Below are 16208 nucleotides of genomic sequence, written 5' to 3' on the forward strand. Positions count from 1 at the left end.
GTCAATATACCCGGGTGAAAATATCTGCAGCGACGGCTCGACAATGTGTTCCCGGGCTGGCACCAACGGCGCGGGACCACGCCCAAGTCCAAGTTTAAGCCTAAGTCCAAGCCTTGAGGACCCCGCGATGCTGACCGTTCACCACCTCAACAATTCCCGCTCGCAGCGCGTGCTGTGGCTGCTCGAGGAGCTGGGCGTGCCTTACGAGATCGTGCGCTATCAGCGCCAGCCGGACATGCGTGCGCCGAAGGAGCTGCGCGCCATCCACCCGCTCGGCAAATCGCCCGTCATCACCGACAACGGCAACACCATCGCCGAGTCGGGCGCGATCATCGAATATCTCATCGCCACCTATGGCAACGGACGGCTGATTCCCCCGGCGAACACGCCCGAGCGGCTGCGCTACACCTATTGGCTGCACTATGCGGAAGGATCCGCGATGCAGCCGCTGCTGTTGAAGCTGCTGTTCACGCTGATGCCGAAGCGCGCGCCGGCGCTGCTGCGCCCGCTGGTGCGCAAGGTCTGCAACCAGGCGCTGACCGCGCTGGTCAATCCGCAGATCAAGCAGCACATGGATTATTGGGAAGGCGAGCTTGCGAAGAGCGAGTGGTTCGCCGGCAGCGAGTTCACCGCGGCCGACATCCAGATGAGCTTTCCGCTCGAAGCCGCCCAAGCCCGAGGCGGGCTCGAGCAGGGCCATCCCAAGGCGATGGCGTTCCTGGAGCGCATCCACGCCCGGCCTGCGTACAACCGCGCGCTTGAGAAGGGCGGGCCGTATCAGGTCGGGCGGTAAAGTCCCTCACCCCGTCATTCCGGAAGCAGTTACTGCCCCGCCGCCTCCGCGCCGCGCGTGCGCGGATCGGCTGCGCCGAGTGGCCCGTTCGGCGTCACCAGAATCGAGTTGGCCGATGTCTGCCCCATCGGCTCGACGACGAGGTGCCCCATCGCCTTCAGCTCGAGCAGCACGCCCTCGGGAAAGCCGCGCTCGAGGCGCACCTCGTCCGGCAGCCATTGATGGTGCAGCCGCGGCGTTGCCACGGCGGCCGCAACATCCATCTTGTAGTCGAGCACATTCACGATCACCTGAAGCACGGTCGAGATGATGCGGCTGCCGCCGGGCGAGCCCGTCACCAGCACCGGCTTGCCGTCCCTCAGCACGATGGTCGGCGACATCGACGACAGCGGCCGCTTACCGGGTCCGGGCAGATTCGCTTCGAAGCCGACGAGGCCATAGGCGTTGGAGGCGCCGACTGCCGCGGTGAAATCGTCGAGCTCGTTGTTGAGCAGCACGCCGGTGCCGTCGGCGACGAGGCCGACGCCGTAGCTGAAGTTCAGCGTGTAAGTGTTGCTGACGGCGTTGCCGCGGGCATCGACGACGGAAAAATGCGTGGTGTTGCTGCCCTCACGCGGCGTGGCAGAAGCGGCCACGAGCTCCTTCGAGGGCGTAGCGCGTTCGGGGGAAATACCCGCGCGCAGCTTGGCGGCGTAGTCCTTCGCAATGAGGGTCTCGATCGGCGCGTTGACGAAGGCGGGATCGCCGAGATGGCGGGCGCGGTCGGCATAGGCGCGCTTCATGGCTTCGATCAAGAGATGCAGCGACGCCGCCGATCCCTGCTTCAGATCGGCAATAGGAAAGCCTTCGAGGATGTTGAGCGTCTCGATCAGCACGACGCCGCCGGATGAGGGCAATGGCATCGAGACGATGTCATAGCCGCGATAGCTGCCGCGCACCGGCGCGCGGACGACCGGCTGATAGGCCTTGAGGTCGGCCGGCGTCATGATGCCGCCGGCATCGGTCACGGCCTTAGCGAGTCTCTCGGCGACCGGCCCCTCATAGAATCCCCGCGGCCCCTGCGCGGCGACGGCTGCCAGCGTTTCGGCGAGATCGCCCTGCACCAGCCGATCGCCTTCGCCCAGCGGCGTGCCATCCGGACGTGAGAAGATCTTGGCCGAGGAAGGCCAGCGCGCCAGCCGCCGGTGCCAGCTCGGCAGCGTATCGGCCATGTCGTCGCTGACGATGAAGCCGTCGCGTGCGAGCGCGATCGCGGGCGCCAGCAGTTGCGCCAGCGTGAACTGACCCGAGCCGTATTTGTCGAGCGCGAGGGCGAGGCCCGCGACGGTGCCGGGCACGCCGATGCCGAGCGCGGAATCCCGTGACTTCGTCGTGTCAGGCTTGCCGTCGGCGCCGAGGAATATCTGCGGCGTGGTCGCGGCCGGCGCGGTCTCGCGATAGTCGATCGTGATGTCTTCATTGCGGTCGGCGGAATGGATCACCATGAAGCCGCCGCCGCCGATATTGCCGGCACGCGGATAGGTCACCGCCATCGCAAAGCCGGTCGCGACTGCGGCGTCGATCGCATTGCCGCCGCGCCGCAGGATGTCGGCGCCGATCTGCGCGGAGATCTTCTCCTGCGCCACCACCATGCCGTGCTCGGCGGCGACGGCCCGCACCGCATCGCGTGCCGGCGGGACATAGCCCGACCGCGCGTCCTGAGCGGCCGCCGGCGTGAGAGCGAACGCCAGACTGGCGACGATCGCGAAAAAGGTTCGCCGTGTTGTATATGACGAGATCATCGAAATTACCGTCGCACGCTCGACCCGGTTCACAGCTGTCTCGGTAATGCTATACGGTTTGCGCCGAGAGAGACAAAACTGTTCGTGATGAGGACTGCGTGATGACGACGATCGCCCCGGATGTGCGTATGGCTGGCGCGCCGCGGTCCTACCCGCCGCGCGCTGCCGTCGTCAGCTGGATCTTCTTCGACTGGGCTGCGCAGCCCTATTTCACGCTGATCACGACCTTCGTGTTCGCGCCCTATTTCGCGACCAGCGTGGCACCAAATCCCGCCACCGGGCAGTCGCTGTGGGGCTTTGCGATGGCTGCGGCGGGCCTTGCGATCGCGCTGCTGTCGCCGGTGCTGGGAGCGATCGCCGACGCCGCCGGCCGCAGGAAACCGTGGATCGCGGGGTTCGGTGCGGTTCTGGTGCTGGCGTCCTGCACGCTGTGGATCGGCAAGCCGGGCGATGCCGCCGTCATTCCCCCGCTGCTCACTGCGGTGGCGCTCGCCAGCATCGGCGCGGAATTCGCCACCGTCTTCAACAATGCGATGATGCCGACCCTGGTGCCACCGGAGCGGATCGGCCGGCTCTCCGGCACCGGCTGGGCCACGGGCTACATCGGCGGCATCGTCAGCCTGATCATCGTGCTCGGCTTCCTCGCTGCCAATCCCGAGACCGGCCGCACGCTGCTCGGCTTCACGCCGTTGTTCGGGCTCGATCCCGTCACGCATCAGGGCGACCGTGCGGCCGGCCCGCTGACCGCGCTGTGGTTCATCATCTTCGTGACGCCGATGTTCCTGTTCACGCCGGATTACCCGGCGAAGCGACCGTTGCGCGAGGCGCTACGCGAGGGTCTGTCGGAGCTGAAGCAGTCGATCGAGAGTCTGCCGAGGCAGAAATCGCTCGCGGCATTCCTGCTCGCCAACATGATCTACACCGATGGTCTGGTGTCGCTGTTCGCCTTCGGCGGCATCTATGCCGCCGGCACCTTCGGCTGGCACACGATCCAGATCGGGACGTTCGGCATCATGCTCGCGATTGCCGGTGCGCTCGGCGCCTGGCTCGGCGGCAAGCTGGATGATCGTCTCGGGCCGAAGCGCGTCATCGCCGGCAGCCTGCTGGTCCTGCTGCTGTCGGTGGCCGCGATCCTCCTGGTCGACAAGGACAGTGTGCTGTTCGTCAAGACCGCGCTGCCGCAGGCCGGCGCTCCCCTGTTCTCGAGTGCGGCCGAGCGCGCTTATCTCGTGCTGGGCTGCCTGATCGGCGCAGCCGGCGGCCCGCTCCAGGCCGCCTCCCGCACGCTGCTGATCCACCTCGCACCAAAAGACCGCATCGCGCAGTATTTCGGCCTGTTCGCGCTGACCGGGAAAGTGACGTCCTTCATCGGCCCGCTCCTGATCGGCATGGTCACCGCGCTGACCGCCAGCCAGAAGGCCGGCATGGCCGTGCTGGTCGTGTTCTTCGTCGCGGGTCTCGGGCTGTTGATGCGGGTGCGGAAGTAGCCACATTACGCGATCTCACCCCCTGTCATTGCGAGGAGCGAAGCGACGAAGCAATCCAGACTTCCTCTGCGGAAAGATTCTGGATTGCTTCGCTGCGCTCGCAATGACGAGGTCGACAGGATCGTCGTAGCTCTTGCAGCCCGCTACGCAGATCGTGTCAATGCCTGAAGTGCCGCGTGCCCGTGAACACCATGGCGATGCCGTGCTCGTCGGCGGCCTTGATCACCTCGTCGTCGCGCATGGAGCCGCCAGGCTGCACCACGGCGGTGGCGCCGGCTTCGATGCAGGCGAGCATCCCGTCGGCGAACGGGAAGAACGCATCCGAGGCCACCACCGAACCCTTGGTGAGCGGCTCGGCGAGCTTCAGCTCGCTAGCAGCATCCTGCGCCTTGCGCGCCGCGATCCGCGCGGAATCCACCCGGCTCATCTGGCCCGCGCCGATACCGACGGTGGCGAGATCCTTGGCATAGATGATGGTGTTGGACTTGACGTGCTTTGCGACCCGGAACGCGAACTTCAGGTCGCGCATCTCTGCGTCGGTCGGCGCGCGCTTGGTCACCACCTTGAACGTCATGTCGTCGACGACCGCGTTGTCACGGCTCTGCACCAGTAGACCGCCGGCCACCGTCTTGGCGGTCAGGCCCGGCGCACGCGGATTGGGCAGACTGCCGGCGAGCAGCAGGCGCAGGTTCTTCTTGCCGCCGATGATGGCGATCGCTTCTTCGCTGGCGTCGGGTGCGATGATGACCTCGGTGAAGATCTTGGTGATCTCGCGCGCGGTGTCGGCATCGAGCGGACGGTTCATCGCGATGATGCCGCCGAACGCGGACGTCGAATCGCAGGCCAGCGCGCGGCGATAGGCCTCGACGAGGTTCGGTCCTTCGGCGACGCCACAGGGATTGGCGTGCTTGACGATGACGCAGGCCGCGGTGCGCTTGGCGTCGAACTCGCCGATGCATTCATAGGCCGCATCGGTGTCGTTGATGTTGTTGTAGGAGAGCTCCTTGCCCTGGAGCTGCCGCGCGGTGGAGACGCCCGGGCGCCTGTCCGGGGTCGCATAGAATGCGGCACTCTGGTGCGGATTCTCGCCGTAGCGCAGCGACTGGATCAGCCGGCCGCCGAAAGCGCGGAAGTCGGGCGCGTCGATCTCGAGCTGACGGTTGAACCAGTTGGAGATTGCGGCGTCATAGGCCGCGGTGCGCGCATAGGCCTTTGCGGCCAGCCGACGGCGCAAGCCCAGCGTGGTCGCACCCTTGTTGGCGGCGAGCTCGTCGAGCACGGCCTGATAGTCCTGCGCCTCGACCACGACGGCGACGTCGTCATGGTTCTTCGCAGCGGCGCGGATCATCGCGGGGCCGCCGATGTCGATGTTCTCGATGCAATCCTCGAAGCCCGCGCCTTTGTCGACGGTCGCTTCGAACGGATAGAGATTGACGACGAGCAGGTCGATCGGCGCGATGCCGTGCGCCTTCATCGCCTCCGCATGGTCCTTGTTGTCGCGGATCGCGAGCAGGCCGCCATGCACCTTCGGATGCAGCGTCTTGACGCGGCCGTCCATCATCTCGGGGAAGCCGGTCAGCTCGGAGACGTCCTTCACCTTGAGGCCGGCCGCGGCGATCGCTTTGGCGGTGCCGCCGGTCGAGACCAGCTCGACATCGTGCGCGGCAAGCGCCTTGGCGAACTCGATTAGGCCGGTCTTGTCGGAGACGGAAAGGAGAGCGCGGGTGACGCGGCGGGGATGATCAGTCATGAGCAAGATCCTCTGTTCAGGGAGTGTCTATGCCCAGGCGCGCGGCGGATACGTCCCGCGCTTCCCGATGGTGCTCCATCCAAGGTCGCCAGTCGCGCGAGCGAGCGCTCGATAGCAGCTTTTGGCGTCGCTCTCAACGGGTAGATGGGGCCGGATCGCGCCTGTTTACAACGGAAGTTCCGGCTCGCGCCGGGCGTTGCGGCGGGCATTGGTCACCGCGGGCGAGGCGGTGGAGCGGACAAAGCTCCAGCGGATCGAGGGGGCCTGGCGGGCGTTCTGACGGATCACGATCTGGGCGGTGCGGCGCGGGCCGTCATTGCCGGCAAGGAATACGCTGTCCTCGAGATCGACCTTGTCGTCCAATGCCTCGAAGGTCCAGACGTCGCGGTTCGGCAGCACCAGCATGACGCCGCGCGCATCCGACAGCCGACTCGCCTTCACCGCCGGATGCAGATGGAAGCGCAGCGCGAAATCGGCATCGGTGCCTTTGAAGCGTCCGCCCTGCGGCGGCGACAGCGTGTCCTCGCCGTCGATGCGCGCCCCGTCATTGGCGATCATCAGCACGCGGCGGTGGATCGCGCCGAACTTGCCGAGATAGCCGTCATGCGAGGTCGTGAGCAGCGTGCCGTTCTGCACGACCTCGCGATAGCTCTCGACCTCGACCGGGCCGCTGGTGACGGGCGCGCCGTGCAGGAGCCGCTTCATCGCCGACATCTCGACGAACTGGCATGACGACGTCTCGTGATAGGTCAGCGTCGAATGCGCCGCCGTGCTGCGCGCGAAGGGCCGCCAATTGTCGCGGCCCGTGGTCGGCATGCCGCAATTGGTGACGATGCGGCTGATGCCGGAGGACAGCTCGAACGACAGACAGCCGGCATGGGCGTCGTGGCTGACGCCCGCCGGCGGCGGCGGGCCGGTGTCGATGATGACGGTGGTCTGGCCGGCATCGAGGCGCTGAAAGCCGGTATGCGGCATGTTCGCCATCGGCGCGCCGTGGGTGTCGTCATAGGCGAGCAGCGTCGCGAGCAGGTCCGAAGACGTCGCGCTCATGCCGTTGAACAGGGCGAAATTCCCGTCGCCGTGCCGGAAAAAGCGCAGCATCGGCATCATGCGGTCGATCGCATTGAGCAGCGCCGGCGGCGGCGCGATGTTGCGCGCAGCAAAAGTCTGCCGCAGCGGCAAGAGGTCGATCAACAGTTCGATCAGCGCGCCCGGATTACGCGAGATGTGGCCGCCATCGGGAAGGATCTGCCGCTGCAATTCGTCGGACAGCTTCTTCGAGGCGGTGCGGATATGACGTGTCTGGTTGGCGAGGCACAGGGACGCATAGCACAGCGCGATCAGCACCTGCAGCTTCGGCACCCCGTCCGGAATGTCGACCATGGTGTAGCGCAGGAAGCGGATCTCGCGCGCGAGGGCGCGCAAGTAACGGCGGTAGAACTTGTTGTCGGTCTCGTTCAGCACCAGCGGCGCCTGCGACAGCAGCGAGATCACGCGCCGCGCCAGCACGTCGGCGCGGCGTGCGACGGGACGGCGTTTGTTGGCGGGGTTGCCGATCCAGTCCTCGATGAGTGCGCGCGCATTCGCCCGCGTCAGCGCCGTGTCGGCGGCGCGCAAATGCCGCAGCCAGCCGAAGCCGAGCAGCGCAACCTCCCAATCCTCGGACGGCGGCTCGAGATCGAAGATCGATCGGCCGTGGCAGTTGACGATCTTGCCGGCGAAGACGAAGCGGCCGGCATAGATCTCGGCGGCACGGGTCGCATCCGCGGTACGCAGATCGTGCGGAGCGATGATCAGCCGGTCGGTGCGGCCGGGCCAGACCCGCGACAGCGCAACGGAACCGCCGCTCGCGCGCGCGAGCATGTTCCGCGCGAAGCGGTTCATGACCAGCGTCGAGATACGTCTGCGTTGAGCGACCGACACGCCTTGCCTTGATGGGGGAGAGGATCAGTGACGAATCCTTATTAATCCCAAAATCGGACGTCTGACACCACCTTGAACGGCGCGAATCAGCGTCGTGGTCGCAAAATCCAGTGCAAAATCAGGATTTAACGAGCCGGGCCGCGAAAAATCCGTCGAGCCCGCCGAGCCTGGGATCGGCGTTCGGGAGATGGCAGGGCAGGGTACGCAGATCGCCGTCCCGGTTGAGGATTTCGCCGAGGTCCGCAACCTCCGACGCCAAGATCGGGGCGCGGCGAAGCGCGGGCTCGGCGGCGAGCAGCGCCGCCACCGCCTGCTCGCCCTCCTCGGGTTCCAGCGAACAGGTGCAATAGACCAGTGTCCCGCCCGGCTTGAGCAGCGAGACGGATTTCTTCAGCAGCCGCTGCTGGAGCGCGGCCAGGGGGGCGATGTCGGAGTCCTGCCGCAGCCATGCGACGTCGGGATGCCGGCGAATCGTGCCGGTGGAGGTGCAGGGCGCATCGATCAGAATACCGTCGAATGCCTCGGCCGGGCCGGCCCATTCGACGGCGTCAGCGACGACGGTCTCGGCCTGCAGCGACAGCCGCGTCAGGTTTTCGCGTAAACGCGCCACCCGCGCGGGCGAGCGGTCGATCGCCGTCACATGCGCGCCCGATAGCGCCAGCTGCGCGGTCTTGCCGCCGGGGGCGGCGCAGAGATCGGCAATGGACTTGCCCTTGACGTCGCCGAACAGCCGCGCCGGTAGCGCGGCGGCGGCGTCCTGCACCCACCATTGTCCTTCGGCGAAGCCGGGCAGCATGGTCACCGCACCGTGCAGCAGCATCCGCACCGTTCCCGTCGGCAGCGTCTCGCCATGCAGGCGGCTCGCCCATTGTGCGGGATCCGATTTCACCGTGAGATCGAGCGAAGGCTCGTGGCCGAGCGCGGATGCCATGTCTCGTGCGGTCGCCTCGCCATAATGCGCGCTCCAGCGCGCGAGCAGCCATGGCGGCAGATCCAGCGATTGCGTCGCGACCTCCTCGACCAGCGCCTTGCCCTCGCGCGCGCAGCGGCGCAGCACGGCATTGACGAGGCCGGCATAGCGCGCGGCGCGGCGGTCGGATTGCACGAGGCGGACGGAGAGATCGACCGCGGCGTGATCCGGAACGTCCATCCAAAGGATTTGCGCGGCTCCGATCAGAAGTGCGCTCTGCGCCCGCGGCGCTTCGGAGGGGATGCCCTTGTCGAGCAGGCGGGACAGCACATGGCCGAGCGTGCCGAGCCGGCGCAGCACGGTGGCGACCAGGCGCCGCATCAGCGCGCGGTCGCGGTCGGCCAGCGTCTTCAGTCCGGGATGGGCACCGCCGCCGTCGAGCTGGTCGTCGAGCGTGCGGTGCTTGTGCAGCACGCCGTCGACGATGTCGGCGGCAATCCGTCGCGCCGCAAGGCCGGGCACTTCGGACGGAGGGACGAAACGTTGAGATGGCATGCGGAAGCAAGGTTCTGAACGAGCGGCAGTTCCGCCGCAATGGGCGCATGCCTTGAGAACTCGATCTCTGACACGCGAATATGCCAAATGTAAGAATCGCTTGCGGGTTTTTCAGCGCTCCGAGCCGATTTCAGGAATGCGTTATTGGGCATCGCGTTACGCCCGGTCCTGCGCTAGAACGCGCGGCGATGAGTGACCCCGTTCCCGATCGCAAGCCGCTGTCGCCGGCCGCCCAGCGTGCGCTGGCCGAGGCCGAGGCGCGCCGGCAGGCTGCGGCCGCCCAGGCCAAGAACGAGGCCGAGGTCAAAGCGAAGGAGTTGCAGGGTCCGCAGGGGCCCGAGCCCACCCGCTACGGCGATTGGGAGCGCAAGGGCATCGCTTCCGACTTCTGAACTTGCGGTCGGATAACGCCGGCATGGCTCGTCTCGGTCGTCACAGGTAATTGTGCTCTCGCAAGTAGCGGATGATGCGTTCGCAGGCCGCCTCGCTCGACAGCTCCGAGGTGTCGAGGGTGATGTCCGGTGCCAGCGGCGCTTCGTAGGGATGATCGATGCCGGTGAATGCCGGCAGCTCGCCCGCCCGGGCCTTGCGATAGAGCCCCTTGGGATCGCGGCGCTCGCAGTCGGCAAGCGGCGTCGCGACGTGGATCTCGATGAACTCACCCGCCTCGAGCCGCTGGCGGGCCAGCTCGCGCTCACTGCGAAACGGCGAGATCAGCGCCACCAGCGCGATCAAGCCGGCATCGACGAACAGTGCCGCGATCTCCGCGACGCGCCTGACGTTCTCCGTTCTCTCCGCATTGGAAAAGCCGAGGTCGCGGTTGATGCCGTGACGAAGATTGTCGCCATCGAGCAACGCGGCATGGCGCCCGAGCTCGGCAAGCCGGCTGTCGACGAGATTGGCGATGGTCGATTTGCCGGCGCCGCTCAGCCCCGTGAACCAGAGCACGCAGGGCCGTTGCTGCTTCAGCCGGGCTCGCACGGATTTGTCGACCGCAAGCCGCTGCCAATGAACGTTGGTGGCGCGGCGGAGCGACATGTCGATCATTCCAGCCGCGGCGGTGCGATGGCTGATCGGGTCGATCAGGATGAAGCTGCCCATGTCGCGGTTGTCGCGATAGGCCTCGAACACCAGCGGCCGGTCGAGATCGAGATGGACATAGCCGATCTCGTTGACGTCGAGCGTGGTGGCGCCTTCCCGCGCCCTGGTGTCGATGGCGACCCGGTGCTTGAGCGTCGTGATCACCGCGCCGGTCGAGGCGGCGCCGCACCGGAGCAGATAGCGCCGGCCGGCGACCATGGCTTCGTCATCGAACCAGACGAGATGGGCCGCGAGCTGGTCCGACACCGGCGCGGCAGATCCGGCGGTCAGCACGTCGCCGCGACTGACGTCGATCTCGTCGGCGAGCGTGAGGGTGATGGACTCGCCCGGCCCTGCGTGATTGTGTTCGCCGCCGGGCGTGAGAATGCGTGCGATGCGGGTCTGGTGTCCCGACGGCTGCGCGCGGACTGCATCGCCCACCGCGATCGTCCCGCTCGCGATCCGTCCGCAGAAGCCGCGAAAATCCGCATGCGGCCGGCTCACCCATTGCACCGGCAGCCGGAACGGCTGCTGCGAGGCGTCCCCGGCCGCGTCCACGGATTCCAGATAGGCCGTAATGGTCGGCCCCGTGTACCAGGGCATGCGCGTGCTCGCGGCGACGATGTTGTCGCCGTCGGGCGCCACGACCGGGATGCACTGGACCTGGGAGATCCCGAGCTGGCCGGCCAGAGTCAGGTATTCGGCGGTGATGGAAGCGAAGCGATCACCGTCGAATCCGATCAGGTCCATCTTGTTCACGGCGAGCACGACGTGGCGGATGCCGAGCAGCGACAGGATGTGGCTGTGGCGCCGCGTCTGCGTGATCACGCCCTTGCGCGCGTCGACCAGCACCACGGCGAGGTCGGCATTGGAGGCGCCGGTCGCCATGTTGCGGGTATATTGCGCATGCCCCGGCGTGTCGGCGACGATGAAGCGGCGCAGCTTCGTGGCGAAGAAGCGGTAGGCCACGTCGATGGTGATGCCCTGCTCGCGCTCGGCCTGCAACCCGTCGACCAGCAGCGCGAAGTCGAGGTCGCCGCCGGTGGTTCCGGCGGTCTTGCTCTCCGAGGCGAGCGCGTCGAGCTGGTCGTCGAGCAGCGTCTTCGAATCGTAGAGCAGCCGGCCGACCAGCGTGCTCTTGCCGTCGTCGACGCTGCCGCAGGTGACGAAACGCAGAGTCGGCCGATCGTCATGCTCGAGCCGCGGCGCATCGGTCGCGGCGATCGTCGGTGCCTCGTGATAGGACATCAGAAATAACCTTCCGCCTTCTTGCGCTCCATCGATGCGGGACTGTCCCGGTCGATCATGCGTCCCTGTCGTTCGGAGGTGCGCGATGCCATCATCTCCTGCACGATCTCAGGCAGCGTTGCCGCCGTTGAGCTCGTTGCGCCGGTGAGGGGATAGCAGCCGAGGGTGCGAAACCTGACGGAGCGCCATTGCGGCTCTTCGCCAGGCTGGAGCGGCATCCGGCCGTCGTCCACCATGATCAACGCGCCGTCGCGCTCGACCACGGGGCGCGAAGCTGCGAGATAGAGCGGAACGATCGGGATGTCCTCGAGCAGGATGTAGTCCCACACGTCGATCTCGGTCCAGTTCGACAGTGGAAACACCCGCATGCTCTCGCCGGGCGCGAGCCTCGTGTTGTACAGGCCCCACAGCTCCGGCCGCTGGTTCTTCGGATCCCAGCGATGCGCAGCGCTGCGGTGCGAGAACACGCGCTCCTTGGCGCGCGACTTCTCCTCGTCGCGCCGCGCGCCTCCGATCGCGGCGTCGAAGCCGTGGAGGTCCAGCGCCTGTCGCAGCGCTTGCGTCTTCATGACGTCGGTGTAGCGGGCCGAGCCGTGGGTGAAAGGGTCGATGCCCTGGCTCAATCCGTCAGCGTTGGTATGGACGATCAGGTCGAGGCCGAGCTCGCGCGCGCGTCGATCCCGAAACGCGATCATCTCGCGAAACTTCCAGGTCGTATCGACATGCAGCAGCGGAAACGGCGGCTTGCCGGGATCAAAGGCCTTCATCGCCAGATGCAGCAGCACCGACGAATCCTTCCCGATCGAATACAGCATGACCGGCTTGCGGAACTCGGCCGCCGTCTCTCGCAGGATGTGGATGCTTTCCGCCTCCAGCCGTCGGAGATGGCTTGTGACGTGAAGCTGCTTGCCGCCGGCCCTTTCAGGGAGGGCGGATCTGGCGGTCGTGGGGATGTCCAGCATGCTCATCACGCGGCCGCAGCAAACCAATCGCCGAACAGTCGCGCCGACATCGCCGTATTCAGGCCGAGATCGTGAGCGCAGGCCGCAACGGAGGTGCGATAGGATTCATTGACCCCACAGCGCTCGAGAGTTTCGAGCTGAGCTTCGCTGAGAGAGGCCGTCGCGCGGCGCTGGTAGCGATAGGCGATGTCGGAGGTGTGCAGATTGGGCACCTTGTAGATCGCCGCTTCGCTCGGGAAGATGACGCGCGCGTTGTTCGCCTCCATTTGTCCGGGCTCCCGCCACGACGTCACGGCATTCTCGGTAAAGCTGCCGGACAGTCCGAGGCGGTCGAACAAGACGCGCACGGACGACAAGGCCTCCTTGCTTACCTCGTAGACGTAGTGAGTGACGGGAACGCCCTGCCGCTCGGCGTAGCTAGAGACCCGAGCCGCGCTGAGCGCTGCGACCACATAGTGCCGCAGCAACACGTCTGCTGGCGCGCGCGAGATCAGCTTGTCGAGCCACGACGCCAGCGAACTCGCCGGCTCCCGATCAAGCATGATGAGATGGAGCCGGTGCCGCGGATAGCCCGCTTCGATCAAGAGCTGCAACGGATTGAACAGGCTCTCGGCAAGCACGTAGGGCCCGATCGTTTCCTTGCTGAAGATGTGCGGCTCGTCGGTGGCCGATGGAACGATCCAGGGCGTCAGCGGGCGGCCGACGAGCGCGTCGCGCAAGATCGCCTTCAGCGGCTGGTAATATGACGGCATCCCCGTCATGCCGAACAGATTGCTCAGAGCCGTCGAGCCGACACGAGCCTTGCCGCATGCAAAATAAAGCATCGGGAAGTCTTGCGCCGGGCGATGCCGGAAATTCTCCGCAAGGCACCCGGTGACCTCGCGCATCAAGCTCTCAAGCGTGACGGTCCTGGTCTGGAATTCGCCGACCGGCGAAAGCGGCAAAGTATCGAGGGAGCCGTGCTGTTGCCGAATCAGATCGGCGGTTCGTTGGAGCGAATCGGGGAAAGTCCCGTCGATGTTCATATGGGGGAGCTCACTCTAGTGGTTCCGCAAACGAGGTTGCTTGCAGCATCACATGCAGGCTATAGTTGTGGGATGGCTGTCGTCAAACCCGGAGAATCCCGGGGGGTACCGCCCACGCCCGCGAGCACTGCGAATGCTCGCCGACGTTTTGCGGATCAGGCCGCGCGCACGGTCTTGAGGAACTTCTCGAGCTCTGTCTTCAAGAGGCTGCTTTCGCTCGACAGCGAGCGCGCCGATGCCAGCACCTGTCCCGATGCCGCGCCGGTGGCGCTGGCGCCTTGACTGACCTGCGCGATCTTATTCGTAACTTCGACGGTGCCCTTGGCGGCTTCGCTGACGTTGCGCGCAATCTCGGCCGTCGCCGCGCCCTGCTCCTCGATGGTCGCAGCGATCGTCGTCGAGATGTCCGAGATGCGGGCGATGGTTGCGCCGATCTCCTTGATCGCGCCGACGGAATCCTCGGTCGCCGCCTGCATGCCGGCGATCTGTGCGCTGATCTCCTCGGTCGCACGCGCGGTTTGTGCTGCGAGCGCCTTGACCTCGCTGGCGACGACCGCGAAGCCGCGGCCGGATTCGCCCGCCCGCGCCGCCTCGATCGTTGCGTTCAGGGCCAGGAGATTGGTCTGTTCGGCTATCGCGGTGATCAGCTTGACGACGTCGCCAATGCGGCCCGCAGCCTTGAGCAGCTCATTGATCCTGACGTCGGTGCGCTCGGCCTGCTTGACCGCGTCGCTAGCGATGCGGCTGGAATCGTGCACTTGGCGGCCGATCTCGACGACCGACGTGCTCATTTCCTCGGCTGCGGACGCCACGGCTCCGACGTTGGTGGAGGCTTCTTCCGAAGCGGCGGCGACCATTCCCGAGAGCTGCTGGGTCTGTTCCGCCGTGCCGGACAGTGTGCCGGCGGCGGATTCGAGTTGGTGGGAGGCCGCCGACACGGAGTCGATGATACCGCCAACCGCAGTTTCGAATGCGCTCGCGAGCCGCGTCATCTCCTGCTTGCGCTGAGCGGCCGCGGCGATTTCCTGGTCCTTCGTCTCGGCTTCCATCTGCTCGATGCGGATCAGATTTTCCTTGAAGGTCTGGGCGGCGCGAGCATTGTCGCCGACTTCATCGCCGCGGCCCGTGTAGGGAATCTCGATCGCCTTGTTGCCGCCCGCGAGTTGCAGCAGCACGTCGCCGATGCGACGGACCGGCCTGGCGATACTCATCACGGAAAACACCGCGGACCCGACCAACGTCAGAACGACGAATACGCCGACGATCAATGCGAAATTGGCGACCCGGTCCAGCTCGGTGAGCATCTCGCCCTTGCGGCGCGCGGCGAATTCGTTGGCGACGCCGACGAGGTCGTCGATGCGTTTGCTGACTTCCAGAGCGGCCGGACGCATGTGCTCTGCGAGAATGCTTGCCTTCGCCGATTCCGCTGCAATCCTGGCACCACCGGCAGGAGCGGCAATGAGGGCCTTTTGCGCCCCCGCCAGCTCGATGCCACTGGTCAGATACGCTTCGACGAATTTTTTGGTCTCACGGTAGGCGTCCTGGGTGACCTTCCGGGTCGCCCGCTCGGTCGCGGCATCGATTTCCGACCCGGCCTCGCCCCCTCGGGTGCGGAGAAGCTCGAGGAGCCTGTCGACCTCTCCGGCTGTCGGCGCCGAGCCGAGTTCGAGAGCGGCGAGCTGCGCCCGTGCCATCGCCGTCTGCGCTGCCTGCGCATTGCCCTTGTTGAGGTAGTTGATCGTGACCAGGCGATTGGATTCGGCGATCGAACGGTTACCGAGCATCTGGTTGATCAGCATGCCGCCGACCAGCACGACGCTTATGCCCGTCACGATGCCGAGCTTGGTTCCGATGCGAAACCTGAATGTCCCCACCTCTGCCTCCTTGGATCGTCACCCTACGGCAATCGTATTCGCAACCAAAGATTGAAAATTGGGTAACATTCCATAGTGACCGTAGAAGTACGGCCGATTAGCCCGTGCAACTACAGGGGGTCACCGCCGGAGAGCGCTTGGAACAGCGATAGCGACGCAGTCGGCATTGAAGTGCGTGGAAGGCACGCGCTTGCGAGGTTGCCCGACTCAGCTCTAGCGTGGAACGATGCGTTCCCCCGGTCGTATCAATCCTCATCGGTCGTCGTTCAGCGGTTCTCCGTTCCGCCGCCAATTCTCGGGCCTGCCGCCATGGATGTTCGTGGTCGGCGTGGCGGTGGTGATCGTGATCACCTTTCGTCACGGAACAAACTGGCCGCAGCCGCATGCGACTGACGACCAGGGGCAGAATGCCGAAATTATCCTGCAGCAGACCGGCAATGCCGACCTCCGTCCGGTCGAGGTCATCCGCACCGTCGATGGCGACACTTTTCTCGCGCGCCTGCGCCACCGTGACGGCCGCGGTCTCGTTGCGCGCGTTCGGCTGCGCGGCATCGATGCGCCTGAATTGAAGGCGTCCTGCCAGGAGGAGCTGGATAAGGCCGAAGCTGCGACCCGCGCATTGCGCGATCTGCTCGGCCAGGGCGGCGTCACGATCAGCAATCTCGGTGCCGACAAGTACGGGCGCGTCCTCGCCGATGTTGCGACCAGACGGACCGCCGACGTCGCGGCCGCGCTGCTCGCGGGCGGCTACGTGCGCAGCTACAATGGCGGCCATCGCGACGGCTGGTGCGCGCGGGGCTGGCGCTTCTGGTAGCAAAAA

Annotated in this window: 12 protein-coding genes and 1 riboswitch; of the genes, 4 read left to right on the plus strand and 8 right to left on the minus strand. The window is 66.1% G+C overall.

Annotated elements, in window-relative coordinates:
* Nucleotides 1-127: 127 nt before the first annotated feature.
* Nucleotides 128-793 carry a glutathione S-transferase family protein gene (locus DCG74_RS05165; RefSeq protein WP_172787860.1) on the plus strand — a complete coding sequence of 222 codons (666 nt, stop codon included), beginning with the start codon at nt 128-130 and terminating at the stop codon, nt 791-793.
* A 29-nt stretch (nt 794-822) separates the two neighbouring features.
* Here the strand turns inward: DCG74_RS05165 and ggt are convergent, their stop codons facing one another.
* Complete coding sequence (gene ggt / locus DCG74_RS05170; protein ID WP_172787861.1) at nt 823-2574, minus strand: gamma-glutamyltransferase; 1752 nt, start codon at nt 2572-2574, stop codon at nt 823-825.
* Between the two features lie 101 nt (nt 2575-2675).
* On the opposite strand from ggt, the gene DCG74_RS05175 reads away from it, so the two are divergent.
* Entirely contained in the window at nt 2676-4061 is a 1386-nt protein-coding gene (locus DCG74_RS05175; RefSeq protein ID WP_172787862.1) for an MFS transporter, read from the plus strand.
* A 157-nt stretch (nt 4062-4218) separates the two neighbouring features.
* Here DCG74_RS05175 and purH read toward each other — a convergent pair whose 3' ends face one another.
* The 3 genes from purH to DCG74_RS05190 all read right to left on the minus strand — a co-directional run bounded on the left by purH (nt 4219) and on the right by DCG74_RS05190 (nt 9199).
* A complete protein-coding gene (gene purH / locus DCG74_RS05180) occupies nt 4219-5811 on the minus strand; it encodes a bifunctional phosphoribosylaminoimidazolecarboxamide formyltransferase/IMP cyclohydrolase (RefSeq protein WP_172787863.1) in 1593 nt (530 codons plus the stop codon).
* 24 nt (nt 5812-5835) lie between these two features.
* A riboswitch (ZMP/ZTP riboswitch) is annotated at nt 5836-5917 on the minus strand.
* Between the two features lie 59 nt (nt 5918-5976).
* On the minus strand, nt 5977-7695 hold the full coding sequence (locus DCG74_RS05185; protein WP_172787864.1) for a heparinase II/III family protein: 1719 nt from the start codon (nt 7693-7695) through the stop codon (nt 5977-5979).
* A gap of 157 nt (nt 7696-7852) precedes the next feature.
* Nucleotides 7853-9199 carry an RsmB/NOP family class I SAM-dependent RNA methyltransferase gene (locus DCG74_RS05190; protein WP_172787865.1) on the minus strand — a complete coding sequence of 449 codons (1347 nt, stop codon included), beginning with the start codon at nt 9197-9199 and terminating at the stop codon, nt 7853-7855.
* A 188-nt stretch (nt 9200-9387) separates the two neighbouring features.
* Between DCG74_RS05190 and DCG74_RS05195 the strand changes: the two genes are divergently transcribed.
* The gene (locus DCG74_RS05195; RefSeq protein ID WP_172787866.1) at nt 9388-9591 is read left to right on the plus strand and encodes a DUF1674 domain-containing protein; all 204 of its coding nucleotides are present in this window, start codon (nt 9388-9390) and stop codon (nt 9589-9591) included.
* A gap of 40 nt (nt 9592-9631) precedes the next feature.
* On the opposite strand, the gene cysN is transcribed toward DCG74_RS05195, so the two are convergent.
* The 4 genes from cysN to DCG74_RS05215 form a co-directional block, all read right to left on the minus strand.
* Complete coding sequence (gene cysN / locus DCG74_RS05200) at nt 9632-11527, minus strand: sulfate adenylyltransferase subunit CysN (RefSeq protein ID WP_172787867.1); 1896 nt, start codon at nt 11525-11527, stop codon at nt 9632-9634.
* Complete coding sequence (cysD, locus tag DCG74_RS05205) at nt 11527-12489, minus strand: sulfate adenylyltransferase subunit CysD (protein ID WP_172787868.1); 963 nt, start codon at nt 12487-12489, stop codon at nt 11527-11529. Before cysD ends, cysN begins: the two co-directional genes overlap by 1 nt.
* A gap of 5 nt (nt 12490-12494) precedes the next feature.
* On the minus strand, nt 12495-13514 hold the full coding sequence (locus DCG74_RS05210; protein WP_172787869.1) for a sulfotransferase family protein: 1020 nt from the start codon (nt 13512-13514) through the stop codon (nt 12495-12497).
* Nucleotides 13515-13669: 155 nt separating this feature from the next.
* Nucleotides 13670-15388, minus strand: a complete 1719-nt coding sequence (locus DCG74_RS05215; RefSeq protein WP_172787870.1) for a methyl-accepting chemotaxis protein — start codon at nt 15386-15388, stop codon at nt 13670-13672.
* Between the two features lie 226 nt (nt 15389-15614).
* On the opposite strand from DCG74_RS05215, the gene DCG74_RS05220 reads away from it, so the two are divergent.
* A complete protein-coding gene (locus DCG74_RS05220; RefSeq protein ID WP_172787871.1) occupies nt 15615-16202 on the plus strand; it encodes a thermonuclease family protein in 588 nt (195 codons plus the stop codon).
* The last annotated feature ends 6 nt before the right edge of the window (nt 16203-16208 follow it).

It is taken from the genome of Bradyrhizobium sp. WBAH42 (genome assembly GCF_024585265.1).
Classification (GTDB): Bacteria; Pseudomonadota; Alphaproteobacteria; order Rhizobiales; family Xanthobacteraceae; genus Bradyrhizobium.